Below are 20,851 nucleotides of genomic sequence, written 5' to 3' on the forward strand. Positions count from 1 at the left end.
AACCGGTCAGGTGTGGTCCTGGCGGGGGTGGATGACCTCGCGGACGATCAGCTGGATGGCGGCCACGGCCGGTACGGCGATGAGGGCGCCGACGATGCCGAGCAGTGCCACGCCGATCAGCACGCCGATGATGGCGGCCAGGTCGGTCACCGCGACGGCCCGGTTCATCACCTTGGGGTAGATGACCCAGTTCTCCAGCTGCTGGTACAGGACGAAGAAGATGACGCAGGCGATGCCGACCTGCACCGAGCCGGCCGCGAAGCCCACGATGGACACCAGGACCGCGCCGATCGTGGCGCCGATCTGCGGGATCAGGTCGAAGATCGCGACCAGGAGCGCCAGGGCGTAGGCGTAGGGGATGCCGACGATCAGCATGAAGACGAAGGAGCACAGACCGGCGCAGAGCGCGATGCCGAGCGCGCCGATCATGTACTCGCCGACCTTGGAGAGGATCTCGTCGCCGAGCCGCTGGGCGCGGTCGCGGCGGGAGGCTGGCGCCAGCCGGTACGCCCCGGCTTTGAGGCGGTCGAAGGCCGCGAGGAAATAGAAGGTCAGCACGAACGTCATCAGGGTGTTGAACACCCCGCCGGCCACCGTGCTCACCCCGCCGAGGACCCCGCCGAACATCTTGCTCACGTTCGCGGCGGTCGCGGCCTCCTGGGCCTTCTTCACGATGTCGTACTTCTTGTCGAGGTCGCGCAGCCACTCGTTCTTGGTGAGGTCCTCGATGAAGTCGGGGAAGGCCGTGATGACCTCGTTGCCCTGCTGGATCAGCGGCGGGACGAGGGCGGCGATGCCGCCGCACACGACGAGCATCATCGCGACGCCGACCGTGACGACCGCGAGCCCCCGGTTGAGCCCCCAGGAGCGCAGCTTCACGACGGCCGGGTTGAGCCCGATGGCGAGGAACGCCGCGACGCCGACCAGCAGCAGCACCGACCACACGCTCAGCAGTGCCTGGTAGGTGACCCAGGCCAGGATCAGCCCGCCGCCGGCCAGCAGGCCGGTGAGGAACGGTGACTTGCTGAACGGCTTGCCCGGCGTGCCGAACCGGGAGACCTCGACGACGACGGTCTCCGCTGGTGTTTCCTCCGGCTCCTGCGGCTCTTCCGCTGCCGGGTCCTGGCTGATCATGCCGGTAGCCTAGCGGCCAGGAAGCCGGTGACCTCGGTCGTGAACGCGACTGGGTTCTCCCAGGGCGGCAGGTGGCCGGCGCCGGGGATGATGGTGAGCTGGGCGTCGGGCAGGGCTTCGGCCATCGCCCGCGCGTCGGCGAGCGGGGTGATCGTGTCGTGCTCCCCCACGAGTACCAGGGCGGGGATCACGGCCGCGCGGAGCGTCGCGAACGAGTCGGGGCGCTGGGCCATCGCGCGCTGTGCCCAGGCGACCGCCGCCGGATCGGCCTGGCGTACGGCGGCCTGGACGGCGGTGAGGACAGCCGACTCGGGGGCGAGCATCTTGGCCGGGAGGGCAGCGGTGTCATCGCCGCCCGCCAGTACCGAATCGGCCATCGCGAGCCGGGTGGCCGCGGCTTCGGCCGTGTCGGCGGAGGCCTTGGTGTCGGCGAGGATCAGCCCCTTGACCCGTTGCGGGTACAGGCGGAGGATCGCCATCGCGACGTATCCGCCCATCGACACTCCACCGAGGACGAACTCGCCGGTCACACCCCGCGCGTCAAGGCCAGCGACGACGTCGCCGGCCAGCACGTCGAGGCTGGGGGCGGCGTCCGGCACGGCGGAGGTACCGAAGCCCGCGAGGTCGGGAGCGATCAGGTCCGGGATTGCCACCCGGGCGTACATTGTGGACGACAGCGGGAAGGCGTGAAGCAGCACGGTCGGGTACACGCCTCCCATCATCGCAGCCCGGAAGGTGTCCCCTCCCATGATCCATCGCATCCGCCGGGTATCCGCGCGCACGGCCCCCGTCCTGCCGGCCTGTGCGCTGCTCGTGGCCCTCGCGCTGCTCTCCGGCTGCGGCCTGCCGTTCCAGCCCAAGGCGAAGTCGCAGACGAAGAGCCCGGAGGCGGAGCCCACCCCGACGTACGCGATGCCGAGCACGACGCCCTCCGAGGTCACCACGGCCCGCAGGGAGCAGGTCAAGCGGGTCATCCTGCTCGGCGAGGACATCGACCCGAAGTACCTGAAGGAGCCGCGTGACGACACCGGCTACGTCTGGCCCGTGCTCGGCGGGTGCGACCCCAACCTGTCCTCGTTGTCCGGGCGGGACCTGCGCCAGAACAAGGTCTGGGACGGCAACTTCTACATGATCGACTCGACGGGCTTCGCGCACCTCACAGTGGGGCCGGACACCGTGGCCGCCGACGCGCGCGAGGTGCTGCCGAAGTGCGCGAAGAAGGGTGACAGCGTTGACGTCACCTTCGCCAAGGAGCTGACGGACCTCTCGGCCAAGGACCGGTACACGTGGTGCGTCACCTACCGGTACAAGGACAAGGCTGTGGACAACACCGAGTGCACGACGCTGATCGGGCGGCGGCTGCCGGACTACACCCTGTTCGCCTCGCTGACCGTCAAGGCGTCCAAGCCGGAGGACGCGGAGGCCGCGCTGCGGGCCCTCATGCCGAAGGTCACCAAGCGGCTGCTGGCCGCCTGACCGGGATCCGGCCGCACGACGGAGAGCGGGCCCTGCGCGGGCTGCGATAGCCTGCATCGGCGTTCCGGCACACCGCACACGCACGCCCAGTACACGCACGTCCAGTATCCGAACGGGGACCCCTCACCATGCGCCGCTTCACTCCCGCCCTGCTGGCTGGCCTGCTGGCCGGGCTCGCGGCCCTGACCGGGTGCGGGCCGCTGGGCCCGGCACCGGAGGCGAAGTTCGTCCCGCTCCAGCCGCTGGAGAGCGCCGACGCCGAGAAGCTGGCCAAGCGGGCCATGCTGCCGGCCGACGTCCTCTCGGAGTTCAGCATGGGCGAGCCGGACACCACAACCCGCGACGAGACAGTCATGTGGGGCGGGTGCTCGACGTCGCTGCCCTCCGACCAGTTCAAGGCGAGGGCCGTCCAGCTGTCGTGGGAGGAGCCCTACGCAGGGCACGCCGGGTACGTGTACACGGCCAAGGGCTCGAACGTGATCACCGAGATCCGCCAGATGGTGGACAACGACTGCAGGAAGCGCCGGGCGGCCGACCGGGACGGCGCGTTCACCGAAGAGATCACCCTGCCCGCCCAGACGGGCATCACCCAGTACGCGTACTGCACCACCGAGCGCTACGTCGGCCAGGAGAACGTCTACTACTGGCACAACTGCCAGGTCTACATGGCCAGGGAACTGCGCGGTGCCAGCGTGGTCACCACGTTCGCCCTCGTCAGCGAGGACCTGGAGAAGGCGAAGACGTTCATCGGCCGTGTGTCGGGGCGGATGGCCGAACAGCTCCGCAAGGCCTGACCGGTACCCGACAGACAAGCACTCCGGCCCGCCGCAAGGATGTCACCATGCACCTTCTCGCTGTCAGCCACGCTGATCCCTCCCGCCCCGGCCAGGTCGAGGGGCCCGGCGGGGCCATCGGGGACGGTGCCTTCACCCTCCTGCTGAACCGGGAGCCGCGCGGCCCCGAGTCCGACGTCACCCCGGAGCAGGTCGCCGCGTGGCTGGCCGCCCAGCCCGAGAAGCTCGGCGAGCTGACCCCGCCGTTCGCCGCCGCGCACCGGGCCGGGCCGGGCGAGCCGGTCATCGTGGCGACCGACTGGCTGGGCTTCCGCTCCGTGTACTGGTGGCAGGGCCCCGGCTGGGCAGCCGTCGCCACGTCGGCACCGGAGCTGGCCGCCGTCACCGGGGCCGGGCTCGACCACGACGCGCTCGGCGTGCAGAGCCTGATCGGCTGGCAGCTCGGGGACGCGACGCCGTGGGCCGGGATCTCGAAGGTGCCCGCCGGGCACTACGTGAAGCTGCACGAGGGCCGGGCTGAGCTGGTCAGGTACGACATCGACCGGCGGGAGCACCCGACGCCGGACGCGCCAGCCCGGGCCGCCGCGCTGCTGCGGGACTACGTCGGCCGGTACGCGGCGGACAAGCCAGACCTCGTCCTCCAGCTCACCGGCGGCCACGACTCCCGGATCCTGCTGGGCGCGATTCCGGCGGGCCAGCGCGCCGGGCTGCGTACCCTGACGCTGGACTCTCCGGGTGGGCGGGACGCGCCGATCGCCGCGCAGCTGTCCGCCCGGTACAAAATGGTCCATCAGGTCTTCGACACCGCCGCACTGAACGCGCTGAGCCCGGCCGAGGGCTACGACCTGGCCGCGACGGCCGTGCTGCGCCTGGACTGCGCGGCGAACCCGCTCGCGCTGGCCCCGCTGGCCGCCGCGGAGGCCCAGCTGGAACAGGGCCGCAGGCTGTCGGGGCTCGGCGGCGAGGTCGCCAGGGGCTTCTACTACGGCGCGCAGCCGGGCGGCGTGACCAGCCCGGCGCTGAGCGAGCGGTTCGCGAAGTGGCGGCTGTTCACGAACGAGGCAGTGGACAGCGCGGCCCTCACCCCGGAGTTCGCCGACGCGGCGCAGAAGCACACGCTGGGGCTCGTGACGTCGCTGCTCGCCGGATACTCCGACAGCTGGCTCGACGCCCTCGACGAGTTCTACCTGTGGCAGCGGATGCAGCGCTGGGCCGGCCTGCACGGCACCGTCGCCGCCGTCGACCGCGTCTTCGTGAACCCGATGTTCGATCGCCGCTTCATCGAACTCGCCCGGGCCGCTTCCCCGACGGACAAGCGTGACTCGCGCCTGCTCGGCCGCATCATGATCGAACTGGACGCCGAGCTGGCGGGCATCGCCCTCGACAGCGGGCGGTCCCCGGCGCAGCTGGCCGTGGGCAAGGGCAACTGGACCGCCACGGCGCGCAAGGCCGTCGGCAAGGTGGCCCAGCGCGTCTCCGGCAGCCGCCGCGCGCCGCTCGGAGCCGCTGGCCTGTCGGCTCTCGTGGTCTCCCACTGGCGGGCCAACCCCGGACTGCTGTCGGGCATGCCCGACTTCGTCCGGAGTGGCTATGTGACGGAGTTGCTCGACGGCAAGCGGCCAGGGGATCCGGCCACCGTCGCTTTCCTGCTCAACGTGCAGGCCGCCGCAAACCTGAACGCCTGACCCGCTGATGGCGGCCCTGTGGGATATCGGCAGGCTGTTCGTCGTCCTCACAGCCCACCCGCTGGCCCGCTTCTACGCGGTCACCACTCCCGGGGAGATCCGGGAGGAGGCTGCCACCCGGCCGGGCACGCTGCCCGAGGCACTGGCCGGGGCTGGGCACCGGATGCTGGCCGGGCTGGGGCTGCTGTTCACGGCCGGCGCTGGTTTCGGCCTCACAGCGCTGGGGCTTGGCCTGGCCGGTGATGGATTCGCGCTGGTGGTCCTGGTGGTCGTCCCGGCTCTCGTCTTCCTCGCGGCGATCTCCGGGGCCGTCCTGCTGGTCAACGCGGCCCGCTGGACGCTGGTCGTCACGATCGGCTACCGGGGCTTCCCGGCCGGCCGGCGCAAGCTCGGCAAGCGTGACCACGCCGAGCGCAGGGAACGCGAACGCCTCACCCGGCGGGGCGGCCCGAGCCGGACGGTCCGCTGGCTGTGCACACCGTCCTGGGTGGACACCGCGATCGCGGTCACGACGGCGGTCACCCTGGCCGGGAACGTACTCCGGACCCTGATCACCTGAACCAGGTCAGCCGCGCCGGGCAACTGGCACGGACCGCTCAGCTTCCAGAACGCGGCAGACCTGAAGGTGTGCCGGGCGGGTTCTCCGGGCGTTCGCCGGCCCGGTCCAGGAGTTCCTGGACTGTGGGCCGCCTGGCGTCGGCGGTCAGCCTGCTCAGCAGGTAAGACTGCAGGGACTGACCAGCCGAAATTCACTCTTCGGTGATCACCGAGCGTTTGCGGAGTTCGCGGCGGCCGATGCGGCGGAGGGTGCCCGCCGTGGAGCGGAGTTTGTCCTTCACGGACAGCCGCCACCAGAACTTGAAGAGTGGCAGGCCACGGTACCTGGGGGCGGGGAGGCCAGCCGCGCGGAGCGCCACGGTCCGGCCCCAGACCGCGCCGCGTACCTTGAGGAGGCCGGCCTGGGAGGCTGGCAGGGTCTCGTACGGGACGGGTTCGGCGACCAGGGCTCCGGCGGCGAGGGCGGCTTCGATGATCGCGAGGCCACGCGCCGTACGGGCGACGATCAGGGAGCGGCCGGGGTCGCCTGCGGTCGGCCGGTGCCACGGGTCGCCGACGGACACGTCCGCGAACTCGCCCGTGTGGTCGGCGCACAGGTAACAGCGCCACTGCCGGTGCTTCTCGAGGATGCCGCCCCACGACTGGTCGTAGGTGAGGGTGCGGGTACCCGGTTCGGCGCGGGCCTCGCCCGGCCAGCCCGATCCTCGATAGTGGACGGACTTGAGGCTTTCGGGGCCGGAGCCCAGCGCCGTCAGCATCTCCAGGGTGCCCCGCGTCGACGGCGTGCCCGCGCAGAAGATCGCGATGGTCAGGCCGAGGCGTTTGTCCAGCTCCGGCCGGAGGCGGCGTGCGTTCAGCGAGGCGGCCACGTCGCACGGCTTGCCGATGAACACGCTGGGCCGGTCCTGGGCCTCGACCTGGCCGAGGCCTTCGGCGGGGCTGGCCGGGGCGTAGCGGCTGCCGACGTGTTCCAGCAGCTCGCCGACTGTCCGGCTGTACTTGACCTCGTTGAGGTACGGCGCGTCCTCGCGGGCTCCTGTGTGGAGTACACCAGAGAAGTTCTTCTCGGTGAGGCAGAACGCTGCGAGTGCGCTTGCCGCCCCGCCCGACGAGGCCGCGTGCCGCAGGTCCTCGTCGGCCGCATAGCCTTCCCACATGCCGAGGACCGGGCCCCAGCCAGGGAGTTCTGGCCGGTCACGGTCCGCGGTGAGTCCGACACCGGGGCAGGCTCTGATCAGCTCGCTGTCGTCGCCCACCGGCCGGATCGGCAGTGGCCGCCGCCCTTCCTTCAGAACATCGACCATCGTGTACCGGTCGGGAGCGAGGTAGGCGCAGACCCCGCAGCCCGTGCACAGCTTGCGCTCCGCGACGTCCCTAATGGTGCGCATTGCGCCGCTCCAGCCGCCCGATCAGCGCGACCAGGTCGTCGAGCTGCTGGCCCGCCGCCGCGACGGCCTGAGCCGAGCCCGTGGCCAGCTCCTCTTTCGTGGTCTCGCGGGACAGCCAGCTGGCGAGCAGCTCGGCCAGCAGTTCCTCCGTGCCGAGCTTGCGGGCGTCGGCGACCCGGTGACCCTGGCCAGCCGTGGCGAAGACGCCGCGCGCCTTGTCGGAGTAGGCGACACAGGAGGCAGGCACGGCGGAGGACAACGCGGCGATCGTCGCGTGCATCCGCATCCCGCACAGCCAGTCAGCCCGGCTGATCAGCCACTTCGACTCCTGGCAGTCCAGCCCGGACGGCCCGGCCGCGACCCGGTCAGGGCCGTACTCCGCGCCGAACTCCCCCACCAGCCGCGCCGTGATCGCGTCATCGTCGTCCCGGGTACCGGGTGCGGACACGTGTGGCACGAACAGCAGCCGCGCTCCCTCGTCGAGCAGGTGCTTGGCGAGCCCGTCGACGACGGCGCGCAGGTCGGCGGTCAGGCCGAAGCGCTTCTCGGACGGGTCGAGCAGCAGGCCGGAGATGTTGAGCACCGCGACGGGATCGTCGTTGCGAGCCAGCCACGCCTCCAGTACCTCGTCCTCGAACGGCTTCGGCGGCAGCGCGAACGCGACGTCCACGCCCTGCCGGTGCTTGTCGGGGTCGAAGTCCTCGCCGGCGAGTTCCTGGAGGCGGGCGAAGCTGTCCGCGTCGCGTGCCCAGGCCGCCGCCGAGGCCAGCACCAGCTCGCGGGCCTCCCTGCGGGTCTGCTCGCCGTGGAACGGGCCGTAGGTCTGCGGGAGGAAGATCAGCGGGCGCTTCCGGGCCACCGCCAGCTTCTTCGGCCAGTTGACCAGCCGCCACCGTACCGGGCTGTACAGGTCGGTGAAGCTGTCGCCGCCGCTCGTGTCGAGCACGGCGTCTGCGGCGTTGAGCCGGGCGGCACCCGGGTTGCCGACGCCGCCGAGCCGGGCGGAGACGGCCATGTGGTGGTAGCTCTCCGGCCGGTGGTACCGGCGGGTCAGCCGCGCGCCGACCCTGGTCACGCCGGGCAGCTTGGCGTCGGGCCGCACACCCCAGCCGTCGTCGTACCAGCTCACCTCCGCGCCGGGTACCCGGCTGAGGATGCCGGTCGCCGTAGCGGTTGCGAGGGCCGCGACGCCGCGGTTACGGGCCTCGCCGTTCGAGCCGAACAGTGCGACCTTCACCCGGCAGGCCTTTCGCTGACGCGCTCGCCGGTCTCGTCGACCCAGCCGATCTGCCGGGCTGGGTTCCCGGCCACCAGGGCATAGTCCGGCACGTCCCTGGTGACGACGGAACCGGCTCCGACCAGCGCGTACCTGCCGATCGTCACGCCGGCGATCACCACACTCCGCGCGCCGAGCGAGGCCCCGTAGCGGACGGTCACCGGGTCGGCGTGCCAGTCCTCCGCGCCCTTGAGCTCACCGTCGGGGGTGATCGAGCGCGGGTACCTGTCGTTGGTCAGGATCACGCCGGGGCCGACGAAGACCCCGTCCTCGATCACGGCCGGCTCGAAGACCATCGCGTAGTTGTGCACCTTGCACCGGTCGCCGATCGTCACGTCCGGGCCGATGTACGCGCCACGGCCGATGTTGCAGTCGCTGCCGATCACCGCGCCCGAGCGGACCTGGGCCAGGTGCCACACCCGGGTACCCTCCCCGATCTTCACACCCGGGTCGATGTCCGCGGATTCCTGAATGGTCAAGACAGCTCCAAGGTCAGCTTGTGCACGGTGAAGGCCTCCGCGTACCGCTGGCGGCACTCCGCGCCGCGCAGCCGGGCCAGGCCGAGGAAGAACTCATCGTCCCACCAGTCGCGGGCGTGCTGCGACGGGTAGTACTTGTGCAGCAGCTCGACCTTGCGCCGGGCTGTCGCCTCGTCGAGGGGCACGTACACGTTGGGCCGGCCCAGGTCGCCGTCCCACTTCGGGATCTCGTAGTGCAGGATCTGCGGGCCGCGGAACGCCGTCGACGACAGCTCAGCGATCAGCCGGTGATCCTGGTGGGCGTCGTGCGTGGACGGGGCGAGGACGAGGTCTGGCACCTGGTACCCGGCGGCGTCCTCGACCGCGCGCTTCGCCTCGGACCAGTGCGCCGGCAGGCGGCCGTCGGGCAGGCCGACGTGCGTGAACTCGATCTCGGAGTCCGGCAGGAAGGCCCGGGCCGCCGACCTGGCCTCGTTCACGCGCAGGGTCGATCCGGTGAAGAGTACATAGTGGACATAGCGCGGCCGGAGCTTCAGCAGGAGGCCGCCGGCGGCGATCTCGATGTCGTCCGGATGCGGTGCGAGCGCCGTCAGGCGCTCCACCCTCTCAAGAAGAGCCATGCAGGGAGTCCCAGAGCATCCAGGGGGCTTCGCCCGAGTTGAACAACGCTTCCAGCTCGGCCCGTTCCTTCAGGGTGTCCGCCGGGCACCAGAATCCGTTGTACGGGTAGGCGAGCAGCTTGCCCTCCGGCGCGATCCGGCCGAAGGCCTCGACCACCAGCTCCTCGCCCGGGTGCAGCACGTCGAAGATCTCGGGGCGGAGGACGAAGTAGCCGCCGTTCTCGTAGGCGAGCACCTCGCTCATCGGCCGGAGCCGCTCCACCACGCCGTCGTCAGTGAACTCCACCATGTGGTGCGAGGACTGCGGCGGGACGGCGAGCAGCGAGGCCACCGCGCCCGTCTCACGGACCCGCTCGATCATCTCGGGCAGCGGGGCGTCGGTGAGCGTGTCGGCGTAGTTGGCGAGGAACAGCTCCTCGCCCTCCACGTGCTTGCGGACGGCCAGCAGCCGCTCGCCGATCGTCGCCTTCAGCCCGGTGTCGACGAACGTGATCGTCCAGTCCTCGATGTCGCTCGACGCCAGCTCGATCTGCTTGCCGCCGCGCGACATCGTGAAGTCGTTCGACGCCGTCTCGTCGTAGTTCAGGAAGAAGTCCTTGACGGCCTTGGCGCCGTAGCCGAGGCAGAGCACGAAGTCGGTGTGGCCGAAATGGGCGTAGTACCGCATGACGTGCCAGAGCAGCGGGCGGTCGCCGACCATGACCATCGGCTTCGGAGCGTCGGACTTGCCGTCGCGCATCCGCATCCCGTAGCCACCGCAGAACAGGACGACCTTCACGAGATGTCCAGCGCCGGGATGGGATAGACCAGCTTGCCGCCCCACTCGCGGACGTAGGCGAGCTGCGCGTCCAGCTCCGTCTTCAGGTTCCACGGGAGGACCAGGACGTAGTCCGGCCTGTCCTCGGCGATCCGCTCGGGGGCGTGGATCGGGATGTGCGTACCTGGCAGGAACTTGCCCTGCTTGTGCGGGCTGCGATCCACCGTGTACTCCAGCAGGTCAGCCCGGATGCCGCAGTGGTTGAGCAGGGTGTTGCCCTTGCCCGGCGCGCCGTACCCGGCGACGCGCTTGCCGGCCCGGCGGGCGGCGATCAGGAAGTCGAGCAGGTCGAACTTCACCTTGTCGACCTCCCGTGCGAATCCCTTGTGCCCCTCGGCGTCGTGCAGGCCTGCCTTAGCCTCCTGCGCCAGGACAGCCTCGACCCGCTCACTCGGCGTATGCGGGGTGAGGCGGGCGTGAACTCTCAGCGACCCGCCGTGCGTGTCGAGCTCCTCCACGTCTACCAGGTGCAGCCCGCCGCTGGCCAGAGCCTTACGGGCGGTGTTCAGCGTGTAGTACTGGTAGTGCTCGTGGTAGATCGTGTCGTACTGCCGGCGCTCGATCAGCCGCAGCAGGTGCGGGAACTCCAGCGTCACCAGCCCGTCCGGCTTGACCAGCGCGGCGAGGCCCTGGGTGAAGCCCGTGATGTCCGGGATGTGGGCGTAGACATTGTTCGCGGCGACCAGGTCGGCCCGGCCGTGCTTCGCCGCGACCGCGGCCCCCGTCTCGGCGCCCAGGAACTCGACCTCGGTCCGGATCCCCTTGGCCCGCGCCACCTCGGCCACATTGCCGGCCGGCTCGACCCCGCACACCGGGACGCCGGCCGCGTGGAAGTGCTGGAGCAGGTAACCGTCGTTGCTCGCCACCTCGGTGACCAGGCTGCCGGGCCCGAGACCGAGCTTGGCGATCATCGTGTCGGCGTACCGCTTGGCGTGCGCGACCCACGAATCCGAGTAGGACGAGAAATACGCGTAATCGGAGAAAATATCCTCCCCGCCGACATACGCCGGGAGCTGCACCAGCAGGCATTCTGGGCAAAGACGGACATGCAGCGGGTAGAAACTCTCCCTTTCGTCAAGGTTCTCCCCGGCGAGATAGGACTCGCACAATGGGGACATCCCCAGGTCAACGAAGGTATCGGTCAGAGCTGCGCCGCACAGCCGGCACTCAGGCAGGATCACAGGGCTAGAGTAGTGATCGCGTTCGGATGGCCGTCCAGACCTCAGTAAAAAACCCGTCAGACGGTGTTGCCCCACGTGCCGGTCGCTTACAGTCGCGACGACATCACAGAGAAATCAGTAATCCTGGGGGCTATTTTTCATGCGCGTCCTTGTCACTGGCCACTTGGGTTATATCGGCAGTGTGCTCACCCCGTTACTGACCGCCGCCGGGCACGAGGTCACCGGCCTCGACACCGGCTTCTTCGAGCCCTGCCTGCTCGGCCCGGCCCCCGCCGAGGTGCCGTCCCTCAAGGTCGATCTCCGTGACGTCGAGCCGGAGCACTGCGCGGGCTTCGACGCCGTCCTGCACCTGGCGGCCCTGTCCAACGACCCGCTGGGCAACCTGGCCCCGCAGATCACGTACGACATCAACCAGCACGCCTCCGTGCGGCTGGCCGCAGCCGCCAAGGCCGCCGGGGTGCGCCGGTTCCTGTTCTCGTCCTCGTGCAGCCTGTACGGCGCCGGCGGCGAGGCCCCGGTGACCGAGGACGCGCCGTTCTACCCGGTGACGCCGTACGGCGAGTCGAAGGTCCTCGCCGAGCAGGAGATCTCGAAGCTGGCCTCCGCTGACTTCGTCCCGGTGTACCTGCGCAACGCCACCGCCTACGGCCTGTCCCCCCGGCTGCGCGGCGACATCGTGGTGAACAACCTCGTCGCGCACGCCGTGACGACCGGCAAGGTGCTGCTCCAGTCGGACGGCACGCCGTGGCGCCCGCTCGTGCACGTCGAGGACATCTCCCGCGCGTTCGTCGCGCTGCTGGACGCCGAAGAGGACCTGGTCAGGGACCGGGCCTACAACATCGGCCTGACCAGCGAGAACTACCGGATCCGCGAGGTCGCCGAGCTGGTCGGCGCCGCCGTCGAGGGCAGCGTGGTCAGCTTCGCCGAGGGCGCGTCCTCCGACAAGCGCGACTACCGGGTCGACTGCGAGCGGATCGCGGCCGAGATCCCCGGCTTCCAGCCGCAGTGGACCGTGCCGAAGGGCATCGCGCAGCTCGTCGCGGCGTACCGGGAGCACGGGCTGACCGCCGAGGAGTTCGCCGGCGTGAAGTTCCAGCGGATCGCCCGGATCCGGGAGCTGCTGGACGCTGGCCTGCTGGGCACCGACCTGCGCTACGTTTCGTGAACTGCCCGGCCTGCGGAGGCGCCGAGCTCCAGCCGTGCGCCGACCTGGGCGAGATGCCCGCGACCTGCGGGGTGACCTGGGAGCGGCCCCCGGCCGCCGCGCAGGCTCCCCTGGGCCGGATGGACCTGGTGGCCTGCCCGGCCTGTGCCCACGCCGTCAACCGGGCGTTCCGGCCGGAGCTGCGTGCCTCCGATGGCGCGTTCGACAACAGCATGCTGGCCTCAGCCTCGTACCGGAAGCACGTCGCCTCCGTCGCCGAGCGCGTCCTGGCCCACGGCACGCCACACCGGACGCTCGAACTCGGCTGCGGTGCCGGTGAGCTGCTCGAACGCCTTCCCGGCATCCGGGACGGCTGGGGCCATGTCGAGACCCCGGTCGCCGGCGAGCTGAGCATGCGCCCGGCCCCCTGGGTACCGGGAGACGAGCGCTACGACCTGATCGTCGCCCGGCACGTGCTCGAACACGTGCCGGACCCGTTCGAGCTGCTCTGCCAGCTGCGGAGCGTGGCGACCGGGCGCGGGTACCTCGAGGTGCCGGACGGGGGCTACGACCTCGGCCAGGCCGGCTGGGACGTGATCTACCCGCACGTGCACTACTTCCACGCTGGTTCGCTGGTCGCGATGTGCGAGCGGGCGGGCTTCACGGTGACGGGGCACGGGCTGACCTTCCACGACCAGTACCTGTGGGTCGAGGTGTCCGTCGAAGGAGGGCTGCCCGTCGCGGTGGACAACAGCGCGCAGCTCGCCGTCACGGCTGGCCTCGCCCGGCGCTGGGACGCGATGATCGCTGACTGGCGGGCGACGCTGGCCGCCGCGAAGCGCCCCGCGCTCTGGGGTGCCGGTGCCCGGGGCGTCACGTTCCTGGCGACGGCCGATCCTGACGGGCTGCTCCAGGTGACCGACCTGAACGAGGGCAAGCACGGCCGGTACCTGCCGACCGGGCACCGGGTCACCGCGCCGGCGGCCCTGGCAGCGGACACCGACCTGGTGATCACGACGAATCCCGCCTACCGGAACGAGATCGCCGCCGCGGTCGCCGGGCTGGGGCTGACCGCGGAGGTGCGGGTGGCATGAGCGAAGCCAGGCTCACGGTCGGCATGCCGGTGTACAACGCCGGGAAGTACCTCGCCGAGGGGATCGAGGCCATTCTCGCGAGCGAGTACGGCGATTTCGAGCTGCTGATCAGCGACAACTGCTCGACCGATTCCACATTGGATATCTGCGCTTCGTTCCGCGATCCGAGAATCCGGGTACACCGCAACGAAACCAATCTCGGCGGCGTGCACAACTACAACCAGGTCGTGAAACTCGCGCGCGGCGAGCTGTTCAAATGGCAGGCGTACGACGACTTGTGCGCACCGTCCATGTTGGGCAAATGCGTGGACACGCTCGACCACAATCCGGATGCCGTACTCGCCTATCCGCGTACCGTGCTCATCAATGGCGCTGGCGAAAAGACGAAGTCGCACCGGGACTATCTCGACCTGCGGCAGCGCGCCCCATGGAAACGCGTCGCGCAGTACGCCAGGAAAATCAGTCTCGTCAATCCCATGTACGGCGTGATCCGCACGGCTGCCCTGCGCAGGACCGGCGTGCTGCGGACGTACGTGTCCTCCGACTACACGATGCTCGCCGAGCTGGCGGCGCTCGGGGAGTTCTGCGAGGTGCCGGAGGAGTTGTTCTTCCGCCGGGTACACGAGGATTCCACCGCGCTGGCCCCCCAGCGGAAACTGGCGGATCTCGCCCGGTGGTGGAACCCGTCCGGGCCCGCCCGCGCGACGGCTCCGCGCCTGCGCATGCAGGCGGAGACGGCGCGGGCGCTGGCGAGAATCGACCCGCTGTCGGCCGTGGCCTGGACGCTCAACTGGAACGCGCGCAAGACCAAGGACAGGCTCAGCCGGCTCAAGCGGAGGGTGCTGCGGTGAAGAAGGCTGTCGGCTGGTCCTACATCCTCACGGGTGGCCGGCTCGTGGTCACGATGGTCGTCATGCTGCTGCTGGCCCGGCTGCTCGGGCCTGCGGCCTTCGGTGTGCTGGCCCTGGCACTGGTCCTGGTCAACCTGGTGCAGGCCGTGCTCCAGCAGGGGCTGATGGCCGCGATCATCCAGCGGTCCGACCTGCGGCCAGAGCACCTCAACGCCGCGTTCTGGCTGCTGCTCGGGCTGAGCGTGGTGCTGGCCGGCGTCCTGGCCGCGCTGACGCCGCTGTACGCGTCGGTGACCGGCTCAGCCTCGCTCACCGGGGTCTGCCTGGCGCTGACCCCGCTGCTGCCGATGCTCGCGCTGTCCCTGATCCCCGAGGCGCTGCTCCGCCGCGAGCTGAAGTTCAAGACCCTGACAGTGCGGAGCCTTTCCTCTGTACTGGCCGGAGGCGTCGCCGGTCTCGGCCTGGCCCTCGCCGGCTACGGCGTGTGGGCGCTGGCCGCCCAGCAGCTGGTCATGGCCGGGGTCGGCGTGGCGGTGCTGTGGTTCACCACGGACTGGCGGCCCGGCCGCCCGGCGTGGAAGCCAGCGAAGGAACTGTGGGCTTTCTCGTCCCGCTCGGCGCTGGCCAGCGTGGGCCTGCTCGTCGGCACACGCGGATACCTGCTGGTCACCGGCGCTTTCTTCGGTACCACGGCCGTGGGTCTGCTGCGGCTGGCCTCGCGCCTGTCGGAGACGCTGGTCGACGTCGCGGCCCGGTCGCTCCAGCAGGTGTCGCTGCCAGCGCTGTCGCGGCTCCAGGACGACAAGCAGGCCTTCGCCGCGCAGCTCGGCAAGTTCCAGCACATGGGAGCGCTGCTCGGCCTGCCGACACTGGGCGTGCTCGCCGGCATCGCCCACCCCTTCATGGTCCTGCTCGGGGCGGACTGGGCTCCGGCCGCCGACGCGCTCCAGCTGCTCTGCCTGGTCGGCGCGGTGAACGTGTACGGCGTGCTGCTCGGACCGGCGCTCCAGGCCGCCGGGCGGCCCGGAGCGCTGTCGGTGGTGCTGTGGGGGCAGGCGGTGCTGTCGGTCGGCGGGTACGCGGCCGTCGGGCTGCTGACCTCCGGTTCCTCGGTCGCCGCGCAGGTCACGGGGATCGCGCTGACCACGCTCGTGTCGGAGTTCGTTGCCGTGTCCGGCGCACTCTGGTACACGATGCGGCGGGTGCTGGGGGTGCCACTGTGGCCGGCCCTGGCGCCGACCGTACCGGCGGCACTGGCTGGCGTGGTGGGCTTCCTGACCGTCGCGCTCGGCGACCGGATGTCACGCAGCCTCGACCCGCTGCTCGCCGTGATCCTGGAGGGCGCGGCCGGGGTACTGGTCGTCGGGGCGCTCGTGCTCGGCTTCGACACCCGGGCCCGGGACCTGGCCGGCCGGCTCGCCCGCCGGCTGACCCCGGCCCGGGCGTAGCTACTGCCCCTTTTGGATGGATATTGTGGACCGGCCGGCCAAGTCGAGCCGGCCGGTCAGCGAAAACTGCCCGGGTGGTCAGGCCCCCTGTGGCCGGAAGTCCGGGTAGGTGGCGTCGCGGTCGGCGATCACCTTCGGGGCCATCGGCCACGGGATGCCGAACGCCGGGTCGTCCCACCGCGCTCCACGGTAGGAATCCGGGGCGAACCGGGCGGACATCTGATACGTGATCTCGACGTCGTCGGTCAATGTTATGTAACCGTGGGCGAATCCGGCAGGTACATACAAAGTAGAGTGATTCTCGGCGGTGAGCTCAACGGCGGCATGCCGGAGATAGCTGGGCGAATCGGGCCGGACGTCGACGATCACGTCCCAGATGGAGCCCCGGGTGACCCGGACCAGCTTCACCTCGCGGTGCGGGTCCACCTGCCAGTGCATCCCGCGCAGCGTGCCAGCCAGCGCGTTCTGTGCGATGCTGCCCTGCACGAACTCGGAGACCAGGCCGTGCCCGGTGAATTCGTCCGCGCACCACACGCGGGCAAAGAATCCACGATTGTCAATGATCGGCTCTGGCTCGATCAGATAGGCGCCGGCCACCGGCAGCGAATTGAAACGCACACGCGCAGTGTAGCGATGAGAAAGCGGGGTACCCATGCAGTCCACTGAGGACGCTAATATTGCGCTTCGCGTTCCGGGCCCTCCCACACGCCGATCACAGCTCGCATAACGCATTTAGCGGGCAAATACCGGCACTTCATAGGCTTGTAAGGAACGCGACAGCAGGTGTGCCCACTCCGCCTCTTGTGCCAAACCCTGGCGCTCCGCGAAGCTTTCCCGGCAGCTATGTGACCGGTCATACACGTTTAGTAGCGACCTTGGGGAGTTCTGGTAATGCGCGTTGGTGTGATTGGTTGTGGCTACTGGGGTGCCAAGCATCTTCGGGTGCTGACCCAGATCCCCGAGGTCAGCCTGGTCGTCGCGATCGACGCACGGCCTGACCAGCTCAGCCAGATCCAGCAGATGTACCCGGGCGCGCTGTGCGCCTCCAGCCTCGACGACGTCTACGACCTCATCGACGCGGCCGTGGTCGCCACCCCGCCGCGTACCCACGGCCCGATCGCCCGCGAGCTGCTGAAGAACGGCAAGCACGTGCTGGTCGAGAAGCCCATGACCGCCTCCGTCGCCGAGGCCCTCGAGCTGATCGAGCTGGCCGAGAAGAACAACCTGACGCTGATGGCCGGGCACACCTTCGCCTACAACGCCGCTGTCACCGCCCTCAAGGACCTGGTCGACTCCGGCGAGCTGGGCTCGGTGTACTACCTCGACTCGGCCCGGCTCAACCTCGGCCTCTACCAGCCAGACGTCAACGTCGTCTGGGACCTGGCCCCGCACGACATCTCCATCATGAACACGGTGCTCGGTGCCGAGCCGACGGCTGTGACCGCGTGGGGTTCCAGGCACGCCGGCGGCCCGTTCGAGGACGTCGCGTACCTGCGGCTGGAGTACGGCACGCTCGGTACCACGGCCAACCTGCACGTGAGCTGGCTCGACCCGTGCAAGGTCCGGCGGACCACTGTGGTCGGCAGCAAGCGGATGGCCGTGTACAACGACCTGCTCGACGACGGCCGCCTGCGCATCTACGACAAGGGCGTGCAGGCGCTGCCGGCCAACGACGGTGCGATGCCGATGAGCTACCGCTACGGCGGTATCGTCTCCCCGCACATCGCGTTCACCGAGCCCCTGATGAACGAGGACAGGCACTTCGTCGAGTGCGTGCTCACCGGGGCCCGGCCGCGCACGGACGGTTACGCGGGTCTCGCGGTCGTCCGGGTGCTGGAAGCCGCTCAGGAATCCCTCGCCACCGGCAAGACGGTGGACCTGCTGGAGGTGTCGAAGGCATGAAGGTTCCCTTCATGGATCTGGCGGCGATGCACGCCCCGATCGCGGAGGACGTCGTCCAGCTCGTCGGTGAGCTGGCCGTCACGTCGGCTTTCATCGGCGGCAGGCACGTCGCGGCCTTCGAGGAGGGCTGGGCCGCCTACTGCGGCACGGCACACGCCGTCGGCGTCGCGAACGGTACGGACGCCATCGTCCTGACGCTGCGGGCGCTCGGCGTCGGCGCGGGTGACGAGGTGCTCGTCCCGGCCAACACGTTCATCGCCAGCGCCGCGGCTGTCTCTGCCGCCGGAGCCACGCCCGTGTTCGTGGACGTGGACCCGGTACACCTCCAGGTCACGCCGGACACGCTGGAAGCCGCGCGTACCGAGCGGACCCGGGCGATCCTGCTGGTCCACCTGTACGGCCACATCGTGCCCCCGGCCGCCATCGCCGCCTACGCGCAGCGCCACGGCCTGCTGGTCGTCGAGGACGCCGCCCAGGCGCACGGCGCGATCTGGGAGGGCCGCAAGGCCGGTTCCTTCGGGGTGGCGGCGTGCTTCAGCTTCTACCCGGGCAAGAACCTCGGCGCGTGGGGCGACGGCGGCGCCGTGGTCACCGACGACCCGGCGCTCGCCGAGCGGATCCGCAGCCTGGCCAACCACGGCCGGGCGGGCGGCGACCACTACAAGCACGCCGAGATCGGGGTGAACAGCCGCCTCGACGCGCTCCAGGCCGGCATCCTCTCGCTGAAGGTCCCCCACCTCGACAGCTGGAACGCGGCGAAGAACGAGATCGCGAGCCTGTACCGCGACAAGCTGGCCGGCCTGATCGTCGAGCCGCCGGAGGGCGTCACCTCCGCCTGGCACCTCTTCGTCGTCCGGGTCGCCGACCGCGACGGCGTCCGCGAACGGCTCGGCGCGCAGGGCGTGCAGGCCAGCGTGCACTACCCGATCCCGTGCCACCAGCAGCCAGCCTACGGAGTCGCGGCCCACGCGCCCGTCGCCGAGGCCGCAGCCGGTGAGCTGCTGTCGCTGCCCATGTTCCCGTCGATGACCAGTGAGCAGGTCGAGTACGTGTCCGCGAAGCTCGTCGAAGCGCTGCCGTCATGAGCGTCCGTCAGCTTGTCGAGGCCGCCGCGGCGATCGTGCTGCTGATCCTCCTGTCGCCGCTGCTGCTCGTGGTCGCGGTCGCCGTCAAGCTGACCAGTTCCGGCCCGGTCCTGTTCCGGCAGGACCGGCTGGGCCTGCACCGGAGCGAGTTCCCGGTGATCAAGTTCCGGACCATGACGCACAACAACGACGACCGGGTGCACCGGGAGTACGTGTCCAAGGTGCTCACCACCACCGGCGGCGGCGCGGCTCCCGACGGGGGCGAGAAGGGGGTCTACAAGCTCGTCGCCGACCCCCGGATCACCCCGATCGGCGCCTTCCTCCGCCGGACCAGCCTCGACGAGCTGCCCCAGCTGTGGAACGTCGTGAAGGGCGAGATGTCGCTCGTCGGCCCCCGGCCGGTACTGGAGTGGGAGGCAGCGATGTTCCCGCCCGGCGCCGAGCAGCGGTTCGCCGCCCGGCCGGGCATGACGGGCCTGTGGCAGGTCTCCGGACGTTCCACAGTGGACTACCGGGCGGCGCTGGAGCTCGACGTGCTCTACGTGCGGAACAAGTCGCTCTGGTTCGACCTGCGGATCCTGCTGAAGACCGTCAAGGTGATCTTCGACAGGTCGGTGGCCCGGTGAGTACCCACATCGTGATCGCGGTGGCCAACCTGCCGGTCGAGAAGGACCGGCGGGTGATCCGGGAGTGCCAGTCGCTGGAGGCCGCCGGGTACAGAGTGTCGGTGATCTGCCCCCGTGGCCCGCAGCGGCCGGACATCGTGCCTGGCACGAAGAACGCCCGGATTCTCAGCTACCCGCAGCCGTTCGCCGGCGGCGGGCTGCTGTCGTTCGCCGTCGAGTTCGCCTGGTCCTTCCTGTGGATCGCGCTCCGGCTGACGCAGGCTGTCGTGTTCCAGCGGGCGCGCGCCGCGCAGGTGTGCAACCCGCCGGACGTGTTCTGGCCGCTGGCGCTCGTGATGCGCGCGCTGCGCATGCCGTTCGTGTTCGATCACCACGACCTGTCCCCCGAGGTGTACGAGAGCCGGGGCGGCAGCCCGTCGAGCCCCGTGCACAAGGTCCTGCGGGTGCTGGAGAAGCTGTCGCTGCGCTGCTCGACGGCCGTCATCTCCACGAACGAGTCATACAAGCAGATGGCGGTCGACCGGGGCGGCTGCCGGCCCGAGAAGATGACCGTCGTCCGCAATGGCCCTTATTTGTCCGAGATTGTGGCACGGCCTGCCATGGAGACCACTGTGGACACCATCGTCTACCTCGGCGTGCTCGGTGCCCAGGACGGCGTGGACGCGGCGATCGAGGCGGCCGCCGAGCTGCGCACGATGCGCGGCGGCTGGCGGATGGTGGTCGCCGGGGACGGCGAATGCCTGGAGAGCCTGAAGAAACTGACGGCGGAGCGCGGTTTGTCCGACCTGGTGGAGTTCACCGGCTGGCTGGAGGCCCCGCAGGTCGACGAGCTGCTGTCCCGCGCGACGGTCGGCCTCCAGCCCGACCCGCCCAGCCCGCACGCCCAGCGCTCCACGATGGCGAAGACCATCGAGTACCTGGGGCGTGGCGTGCCCGTCGTGGCCGTCGACCTGGTCGAGACCCGGCGCAGCGCCGGCGACGCGGCGGTCTACGTGCCGGCCGGCAGCCCGGCCGAACTGGCCGGTGCGCTGGACGAACTGCTCGGCGACCCGCAGCGGCGTGCGTGTATGTCCGGTCTCGCCCGGGCACGGTTCGTCGAGGAGCTGGCCTGGGATCATCAGGGATCCCGTTACGTCGCCCTGTGGGATAGGTTGCTGACACGGCGCGGCTCCGAACCGGTGCCCGCTCCCCGCCCGCCCGCGCACGACCGGCTGGCCGCCGACCGTGCCCGCGCAGACAGTTCGTGAGGCGCACTATGGACCTTTGGGACGTTGCCCGGCTACTCCTGCGGCG

21 protein-coding genes are annotated in these 20,851 nt (G+C 70.2%); 12 read left to right on the top strand and 9 right to left on the bottom strand.

Annotation, left to right across the window (positions count from 1 at the left end; translation table 11 throughout):
• Positions 1-6 precede the first annotated feature (6 nt).
• Together A3G1_RS0119585 and A3G1_RS0119590 are read right to left on the bottom strand one after the other, a co-directional pair.
• On the bottom strand, positions 7-1,134 hold the full coding sequence (locus tag A3G1_RS0119585) for an AI-2E family transporter (protein WP_018351181.1): 1,128 nt from the start codon (positions 1,132-1,134) through the stop codon (positions 7-9).
• On the bottom strand, positions 1,131-1,844 hold the full coding sequence (locus tag A3G1_RS0119590) for an alpha/beta fold hydrolase (RefSeq protein ID WP_245563531.1): 714 nt from the start codon (positions 1,842-1,844) through the stop codon (positions 1,131-1,133). The genes A3G1_RS0119585 and A3G1_RS0119590 overlap by 4 nt, the downstream gene beginning before the upstream one ends.
• A gap of 37 nt (positions 1,845-1,881) precedes the next feature.
• Between A3G1_RS0119590 and A3G1_RS0119595 the strand changes: the two genes are divergently transcribed.
• The 4 genes from A3G1_RS0119595 to A3G1_RS0119610 all read left to right on the top strand — a co-directional run bounded on the left by A3G1_RS0119595 (position 1,882) and on the right by A3G1_RS0119610 (position 5,648).
• The gene (locus A3G1_RS0119595; protein ID WP_018351183.1) at positions 1,882-2,610 is read left to right on the top strand and encodes a hypothetical protein; all 729 of its coding nucleotides are present in this window, start codon (positions 1,882-1,884) and stop codon (positions 2,608-2,610) included.
• 128 nt (positions 2,611-2,738) lie between these two features.
• Positions 2,739-3,404 (top strand): hypothetical protein, encoded by a 666-nt coding sequence (locus A3G1_RS0119600; RefSeq protein WP_018351184.1) that lies wholly within the window; start codon positions 2,739-2,741, stop codon positions 3,402-3,404.
• Positions 3,405-3,451: 47 nt separating this feature from the next.
• Positions 3,452-5,089, top strand: a complete 1,638-nt coding sequence (locus A3G1_RS0119605) for an asparagine synthetase B family protein (RefSeq protein WP_018351185.1) — start codon at positions 3,452-3,454, stop codon at positions 5,087-5,089.
• Positions 5,090-5,096: 7 nt separating this feature from the next.
• Positions 5,097-5,648, top strand: a complete 552-nt coding sequence (locus A3G1_RS0119610) for a hypothetical protein (RefSeq protein WP_018351186.1) — start codon at positions 5,097-5,099, stop codon at positions 5,646-5,648.
• 190 nt (positions 5,649-5,838) lie between these two features.
• Here the strand turns inward: A3G1_RS0119610 and A3G1_RS0119615 are convergent, their stop codons facing one another.
• The 6 genes from A3G1_RS0119615 to A3G1_RS0119640 are packed head-to-tail and all read right to left on the bottom strand — an operon-like array spanning position 5,839 to position 11,408.
• Positions 5,839-7,035, bottom strand: coding sequence for a Coenzyme F420 hydrogenase/dehydrogenase, beta subunit C-terminal domain (locus tag A3G1_RS0119615; RefSeq protein WP_018351187.1), 1,197 nt, complete (start codon positions 7,033-7,035; stop codon positions 5,839-5,841).
• On the bottom strand, positions 7,022-8,272 hold the full coding sequence (locus A3G1_RS0119620; protein ID WP_018351188.1) for a polysaccharide pyruvyl transferase family protein: 1,251 nt from the start codon (positions 8,270-8,272) through the stop codon (positions 7,022-7,024). Before A3G1_RS0119620 ends, A3G1_RS0119615 begins: the two co-directional genes overlap by 14 nt.
• The gene (locus A3G1_RS0119625) at positions 8,269-8,790 is read right to left on the bottom strand and encodes an acyltransferase (protein WP_018351189.1); all 522 of its coding nucleotides are present in this window, start codon (positions 8,788-8,790) and stop codon (positions 8,269-8,271) included. Before A3G1_RS0119625 ends, A3G1_RS0119620 begins: the two co-directional genes overlap by 4 nt.
• Complete coding sequence (locus A3G1_RS0119630) at positions 8,787-9,410, bottom strand: PIG-L deacetylase family protein (RefSeq protein ID WP_026212301.1); 624 nt, start codon at positions 9,408-9,410, stop codon at positions 8,787-8,789. The genes A3G1_RS0119625 and A3G1_RS0119630 overlap by 4 nt, the downstream gene beginning before the upstream one ends.
• On the bottom strand, positions 9,397-10,188 hold the full coding sequence (locus A3G1_RS0119635; protein ID WP_018351191.1) for a sugar phosphate nucleotidyltransferase: 792 nt from the start codon (positions 10,186-10,188) through the stop codon (positions 9,397-9,399). Before A3G1_RS0119635 ends, A3G1_RS0119630 begins: the two co-directional genes overlap by 14 nt.
• Complete coding sequence (locus A3G1_RS0119640; RefSeq protein WP_040478843.1) at positions 10,185-11,408, bottom strand: class I SAM-dependent methyltransferase; 1,224 nt, start codon at positions 11,406-11,408, stop codon at positions 10,185-10,187. Before A3G1_RS0119640 ends, A3G1_RS0119635 begins: the two co-directional genes overlap by 4 nt.
• Positions 11,409-11,547: 139 nt before the next feature.
• On the opposite strand from A3G1_RS0119640, the gene A3G1_RS0119645 reads away from it, so the two are divergent.
• Genes A3G1_RS0119645 through A3G1_RS38770 form a run of 4 tightly spaced genes read left to right on the top strand, consistent with a single transcriptional unit; the run spans position 11,548 to position 15,945 of the window.
• The gene (locus A3G1_RS0119645) at positions 11,548-12,573 is read left to right on the top strand and encodes an NAD-dependent epimerase/dehydratase family protein (RefSeq protein ID WP_026212303.1); all 1,026 of its coding nucleotides are present in this window, start codon (positions 11,548-11,550) and stop codon (positions 12,571-12,573) included.
• Entirely contained in the window at positions 12,570-13,646 is a 1,077-nt protein-coding gene (locus A3G1_RS38765; protein WP_018351194.1) for a class I SAM-dependent methyltransferase, read from the top strand. The genes A3G1_RS0119645 and A3G1_RS38765 overlap by 4 nt, the downstream gene beginning before the upstream one ends.
• On the top strand, positions 13,643-14,497 hold the full coding sequence (locus A3G1_RS35690; RefSeq protein WP_018351195.1) for a glycosyltransferase family 2 protein: 855 nt from the start codon (positions 13,643-13,645) through the stop codon (positions 14,495-14,497). Before A3G1_RS38765 ends, A3G1_RS35690 begins: the two co-directional genes overlap by 4 nt.
• Positions 14,494-15,945 (top strand): lipopolysaccharide biosynthesis protein, encoded by a 1,452-nt coding sequence (locus tag A3G1_RS38770; RefSeq protein WP_018351196.1) that lies wholly within the window; start codon positions 14,494-14,496, stop codon positions 15,943-15,945. Before A3G1_RS35690 ends, A3G1_RS38770 begins: the two co-directional genes overlap by 4 nt.
• Positions 15,946-16,023: 78 nt before the next feature.
• On the opposite strand, the gene A3G1_RS0119665 is transcribed toward A3G1_RS38770, so the two are convergent.
• Positions 16,024-16,599, bottom strand: coding sequence for a dTDP-4-dehydrorhamnose 3,5-epimerase family protein (locus A3G1_RS0119665; protein ID WP_051110601.1), 576 nt, complete (start codon positions 16,597-16,599; stop codon positions 16,024-16,026).
• A gap of 237 nt (positions 16,600-16,836) precedes the next feature.
• On the opposite strand from A3G1_RS0119665, the gene A3G1_RS0119670 reads away from it, so the two are divergent.
• From A3G1_RS0119670 to A3G1_RS35705, 4 genes are read left to right on the top strand one after another with little or no spacing between them, the layout of a single operon-like run.
• Positions 16,837-17,847, top strand: coding sequence for a Gfo/Idh/MocA family protein (locus A3G1_RS0119670; protein ID WP_026212304.1), 1,011 nt, complete (start codon positions 16,837-16,839; stop codon positions 17,845-17,847).
• Complete coding sequence (locus tag A3G1_RS0119675; RefSeq protein ID WP_018351199.1) at positions 17,844-18,932, top strand: DegT/DnrJ/EryC1/StrS family aminotransferase; 1,089 nt, start codon at positions 17,844-17,846, stop codon at positions 18,930-18,932. The genes A3G1_RS0119670 and A3G1_RS0119675 overlap by 4 nt, the downstream gene beginning before the upstream one ends.
• Entirely contained in the window at positions 18,929-19,558 is a 630-nt protein-coding gene (locus A3G1_RS35700; protein ID WP_018351200.1) for a sugar transferase, read from the top strand. The genes A3G1_RS0119675 and A3G1_RS35700 overlap by 4 nt, the downstream gene beginning before the upstream one ends.
• Positions 19,555-20,805 (top strand): glycosyltransferase family 4 protein, encoded by a 1,251-nt coding sequence (locus tag A3G1_RS35705; protein WP_018351201.1) that lies wholly within the window; start codon positions 19,555-19,557, stop codon positions 20,803-20,805. The genes A3G1_RS35700 and A3G1_RS35705 overlap by 4 nt, the downstream gene beginning before the upstream one ends.
• The last annotated feature ends 46 nt before the right edge of the window (positions 20,806-20,851 follow it).

Source organism: Longispora albida DSM 44784, from assembly GCF_000379825.1.
In the GTDB taxonomy this organism is placed as follows: domain Bacteria; phylum Actinomycetota; class Actinomycetes; order Mycobacteriales; family Micromonosporaceae; genus Longispora; species Longispora albida.